We start from the raw sequence: 5,106 nt of genomic DNA on the forward strand, positions 1-5,106 counted from the left end.
GCCTAAGGTTATTGTAGTACATATATATAGTAATATTCAAATAAGATACATATTTATACTATATGGGTTGTTGCGTATTTAGCCACAAAACTCATGTGTACCTTCAATTACTAACACTTAAGGTGGTTATCTATGTAAGTTTTTGCAGCAAACATTACCGAGCTCTGCCCCTTCCAAACTTTAATTTTTTTGTTTTCCAAAAAGGTATTCGTACACAATGTGCTTTACCGACAACCAGAAACACATCTGATTTCCAATAAGTGACGGGATTACATGTTGTGCGATCATATTAATGTTTGAAACTGAAACTTCTTGAAACCCTCGATTTTGTGTACTTAGATTTTGCCCAAATTAACTAATTTTTGTAACTACGAAAAGCCAAAGCTTAAACTCTATAAAAATTCGACGAATTAATGTTTGAAATTCACCCTTATCTAATAAAATGACAGGCGGGTTTGAGGGATAAACGGACATTGACGAGCTCTTTTTACTTGTATTTGTTTTTTTTCACTTAATGGGCAAGAAAGTGATAAGAATTGAAACAGCTAGGTTAGTAAGCTGTAGGTAGTTGACAATGCATTTCACCGGGTGTGAATTTTTTTTGTAGGATTAGCTATTTATTCTGCATCTATTCATCAGGAAATAAAGATATAGTACTTAGAAGGTCTCCTAGTAAAGGGACTTTTCAATTCTCATGTTTATTTCTTTTGCTCTCTTAATCATAAAATAAATAATAAGAAATGTTGTATGTTTAAAATTTTAATAGCTTCTACTTTAGCCTTAGTGATTTTTTCAGGTTGTGCAAATAGACCTGAGGGGATCACTGCACAGCATGTTGCTCATGAAAAATACACCGGCTTAACTTGTGAAGGACTTGTAACTCAATTAGTTGATGCTCGACACAAACTTGCTGAATTTTCAAATAAACAAGATACTAAAGCGAACATTGATGCGGGAGGAGTAATTTTGGCTCTAATACCTGTTAGTGCATTTACTGGTGATTATGAAAGTGATGTGGCTCAGTGGAAAGGCGAAGTTCAACCTATTGAAACTGCCCAAATTATAAACAAGTGTAAGGATGTATAAAATCCTACTTAACCTATTATAATAGATTCAAGGCACTTAAGTTTACATTCAAGTGCCTTGAGACTTGCAGTTGCAGAGATAACCATCTTGAATCCCTATGAGCACGAACGGCCCTTTATATCATTCAGGCGACAGTCGGCTTAGAGCGATCAGCGGTCGCAGCCCAAACTGAATATATTGACCACTTTTTTGATACCTGTTGATGCTATCGGTCGGAATCCTAGTGGCAGGTAATCCGACAAACCTGACATATTTTTAATGATTGGATAGGTTTATTCGGCTGCTGAAGCCCACAACAATTAAATCTCATTGCATCTTTGATGTGGCTAGTTTCACACATTGATTCATGGCCAGTTTAACTGAGCCATAATCGATTGTGAAATTTATGGGGAGAACTAACTTACGTGCTTAACTCTTCACTTAAACAATGCGTATAGGTATTTTAAGACCAAAATGAAGGAATATGGCACTGATATGAAATGCTAATTTGGTGTTGCAGCTTCAATATAAACTTGTTCCATCAGTGCTGGAACAAGAAAATTGTCCTGACCTAAATTTCCTTGTTCTTTCAACAATTGATATGCAAGGTTAAACCTATTTACTATGTGTTTATGGTGCATACTTTCCTTGGAAACCCAAATGCCTGCATCGCTAACTACCATGGGTTTGAAACTTTTTTTATCCCATTGCATGGAAAGTTTGTCGAAATACCACTCAAAAATATTTGCACCCCATAATAATGAAGCTCTATCAGTGTTGTAAATTTTTATTGCAGATGCAGTTGAACTTGTCTCAATTAATTCAACTTTACCCGCGGCGACTAAGTTTTTGAGATTTGGAAAGGCGTCATAAATTGATTGCCAACCTCTTACCATGACTAAACTCTGACCTTCTAACGTGGCTTCGTTAATAGAGGTGTTATCAATCGGCAATTCTGTGATTATCCCTGCAATAAAAGAATAAGACCATTGTGAATAGGTACAACATTGTTCAAACGTTGATATATTGGCAGTCAGCAATACATCGCTAGTGCGATTTTCTATAGTCATATAGGCGCGAGCAGTTGGATATATAATGATTTCACAATTCATACGAGAAACTGTGCAAAACGCCCTGATAGTTTCTATTGATTTGCCCGAAACACGTCCATCTTTGCTCTGGTGGGCATTAGGTGGAAAGTCCATAGAGGCGATATTCACATTAATTATGGGTAAGTCATTCAATTCTTGTTGTAATGTTTGTGCAGATATCTGAAATGCAATAACACACAACGAGTAGAGGCAAAATTTGCAAGCATCAAGTCTTAGGCGATATAAAAAAATAAATACTTTACTAGCCCAAGCCAGTGGTACGCAATAGTGACTATTATTTAAGTAAAAAAGGTTCATCTGTATCGGCTGTTCTGTATCGACTGATCAATGTGAGTGAAACGTGCTCTTTTTTGGCTTTTTTTTGGCTTTAAAGGAGTTTGATATTGACACCAAGTTATCTGCGTCGTGTTTTTAGGATGGCGCATTTAATCAGAATAAACACGGCAAAGATATCAAAATAAAGGCTGTTAAGAGTCTTTGTTCTAGAGTATAAACAAGACTAATTATTCTTGTTTATACTCTTCCTTATGGTAGCGGATCTGTCTGCTTAGGGTGATTTTTAAAACCGTATTTTAATTCATAGAATAAGTCATCTGCTTATTTTACGAAATTTTGACTGGCAATAAATTAGCAATAATAAAGTGAGGTTTGTTGTTTTTTTTATATGGTATCTGTACGAAAAGTGATGTGTTAGTGACTGTCTATTTAGCTTTAAATAGACGAGGCTGACTGTGTAATTTGTGTAATTGTCATTTTAAATTGGTAGGTATCATCAAGAGCAGAGAAATCAGACCCTGTTGTTTACAAGACACTTTTTGGAATAAGTACCTGAATGGATAACTCAATCAATTTAGGTACTTTTTAATGCTTAATGAGGCTGTTAATTTAATAAGTTTGTCATTATTTTAAAGAAGCAAAACGCCTGGTATGTACATCCGTGCTTCCAAACAAAAATTGAATAGTAGTTAGACGTTTGAATATATGGCCTACATCAATTTCATCAGTCATGCCTATACCACCGTGAATTTGTATTGCTTCACGACCTACCAAGTTGGCTGCTTTACCAATACGACTTTTTGCTGCTGATAATGCTTTTGCATCACTACCATGATTGATATCCATTTTTAATGCTGCCATTAAAAGTATAGATTTAGCTTGCTGATGTTCCATAAACATATTAACCATTCGGTGTTGAAGTGCTTGAAAAGAGCCAATAGTTCGACCAAATTGTTTACGTGTCTTAGCATATTCTAACGTGCGCTCATGGGCAATTTGCATTGCACCCACCGCTTCAGCGCAAATTGCGAGTGTGGCTTTGTCGATAATATGGTCAATAACAGGCAAGGCTCTGTTTAGCTCGCCTAACAATCCAATGTTGGGGGTTTTCTCAAACCAAATATCAGCGGCCTGATGGCCATCTACATTCGCATAACCTTGGCGTTTAACACTTGGGTGATTGGCATCAACCAGAAACAAGCTGATGCCATCTTTATCATTTGTATCACCAGAAGTGCGTGCTGCAACAATTAAGGTTTCTGCATGATTACCATTTAATACAACTGATTTTTGACCTGTTATAACAAATTCACCATCAACTTTAGTGGCACTACATGTCACATTATTTAAATGATAACGACTTTGTGGCTCTGCATAAGCAAAAGCCATCTGTAATTCACCTGCCATGATCCTAGGTAAATAGTTATCTTTTTGTTGTTGATTACCCGTTGTGGCAATTAAACCACCCGCCATGACGGCAGTGGCAACAAAAGGTTCAACTACCATGCCTTTGCCAAACTCTTCCATAACGAGTGCAAGATCGACCATAGAACCACTTAACCCTCCGTCTTCTTCGGCAAATGGCAACATCAACCAGCCGAGTTCAGCAAACACATTCCAATTTTCTTGACTAAAACCTGCCGTCGATCCAAGTATTTTTCGACGTGTATCAAAATCGTAATCATTGAGGATGAACCTTGAGACACTATCTTGGATCATCTGTTGTTCGCTACTTAATGAAAAGTCCATAATAAACTCCTAATGCTAATCTAAAGGCCTAAAACGGCTTTGCTGATGATGTTAGTCTGAATTTCGTTACTACCACCGTAAATGGATGTTTTTCGATTATTGAAGTAACGTAATGAGCTATTAGTCGCCATATCGGGACCGATATGTTGCCCTTCAAATTCATCATGGAACTGAAAAGGCACAAATGGCATTGAATAATAACCAGCAGCCTCGACATATAACTCATCGATCGCTTGAATAATTTGTGTACCAACAATTTTTAGAATCGAAGATTCTGGACCTGGTGCTTGACCAGTGCTTAAAGCGGAAAGGGTACGTAATTCGGTATATTCTAAGGCTAATAAATCAATTTCTACATTCGCAATTTTTTGTGCAAATACCGTGTCATTAATTAATGAGTCTGCACCGTTGGGAGACGCTTCAACTAATTCTTTTAATTGAACTAGGCGATCTTTTGATATCGCCACACGAGCAATACCCGTTCGTTCATGTGTTAATAATACCTTCGCATAAGTCCAGCCTTGCCCTTCTGTGCCAATAAGATTGTTGGCGGGAACACGCACATTGTCAAAATGAACCTCATTCACTTCATGTCGACCGTCAATGGTAATAATGGGTGATACGCTAATTTTAGGATCATGCATATTAATTAATAAAAAACTGATCGCTTCTTGGTTTTTAGCGCTGGGAGGACCGGTTCTAACTAAACAAAATATCCAATCGGCATGTTGACCTAACGTGGTCCATGTTTTTGTGCCATTAACGACGTATTCATCTCCGTCCTTTACTGCTGTTGTTTTCATAGCTGCAAGGTCAGAGCCTGCTCCAGTTTCTGAATAACCCTGACACCACCACACATTACTGGCTAATATATCTGGTAAGAAACGTTGCTTTTGTTCTTCAC

General features: G+C 37.3%; 4 protein-coding genes. 1 reads left to right on the forward strand and 3 read right to left on the reverse strand.

Features of this window, described 5'->3' with window-relative positions:
• Positions 1 to 747 precede the first annotated feature (747 nt).
• Positions 748 to 1,086 (forward strand): hypothetical protein, encoded by a 339-nt coding sequence (locus QZ562_RS19445; RefSeq protein ID WP_293763953.1) that lies wholly within the window; start codon positions 748 to 750, stop codon positions 1,084 to 1,086.
• Positions 1,087 to 1,568: 482 nt separating this feature from the next.
• On the opposite strand, the gene QZ562_RS19450 is transcribed toward QZ562_RS19445, so the two are convergent.
• From QZ562_RS19450 to QZ562_RS19460, 3 genes are all read right to left on the reverse strand, one after another.
• On the reverse strand, positions 1,569 to 2,474 hold the full coding sequence (locus QZ562_RS19450) for a hypothetical protein (RefSeq protein ID WP_293763955.1): 906 nt from the start codon (positions 2,472 to 2,474) through the stop codon (positions 1,569 to 1,571).
• Between the two features lie 603 nt (positions 2,475 to 3,077).
• Positions 3,078 to 4,202, reverse strand: a complete 1,125-nt coding sequence (locus QZ562_RS19455; RefSeq protein ID WP_293763956.1) for an acyl-CoA dehydrogenase — start codon at positions 4,200 to 4,202, stop codon at positions 3,078 to 3,080.
• Positions 4,203 to 4,222: 20 nt separating this feature from the next.
• Positions 4,223 to 5,106 (reverse strand): acyl-CoA dehydrogenase family protein (locus QZ562_RS19460; protein ID WP_293763958.1); only part of this gene is annotated, 884 nt, incomplete at its 5' end.

Origin of the sequence: uncultured Paraglaciecola sp., assembly GCF_913058035.1 — a bacterium.
Lineage (GTDB): Bacteria > Pseudomonadota > Gammaproteobacteria > Enterobacterales > Alteromonadaceae > Paraglaciecola.

Excerpts from the sequence above, each read along its gene's own strand:
- QZ562_RS19455 (WP_293763956.1), bottom strand. The coding sequence starts at position 4,202 with ATGGACTTTTCATTAAGTAGCGAACAACAGATGATCCAAGATAGTGTC.
- QZ562_RS19445 (WP_293763953.1), top strand. The coding sequence starts at position 748 with ATGTTTAAAATTTTAATAGCTTCTACTTTAGCCTTAGTGATTTTTTCA.
- QZ562_RS19450 (WP_293763955.1), bottom strand. The coding sequence starts at position 2,474 with ATGAACCTTTTTTACTTAAATAATAGTCACTATTGCGTACCACTGGCT.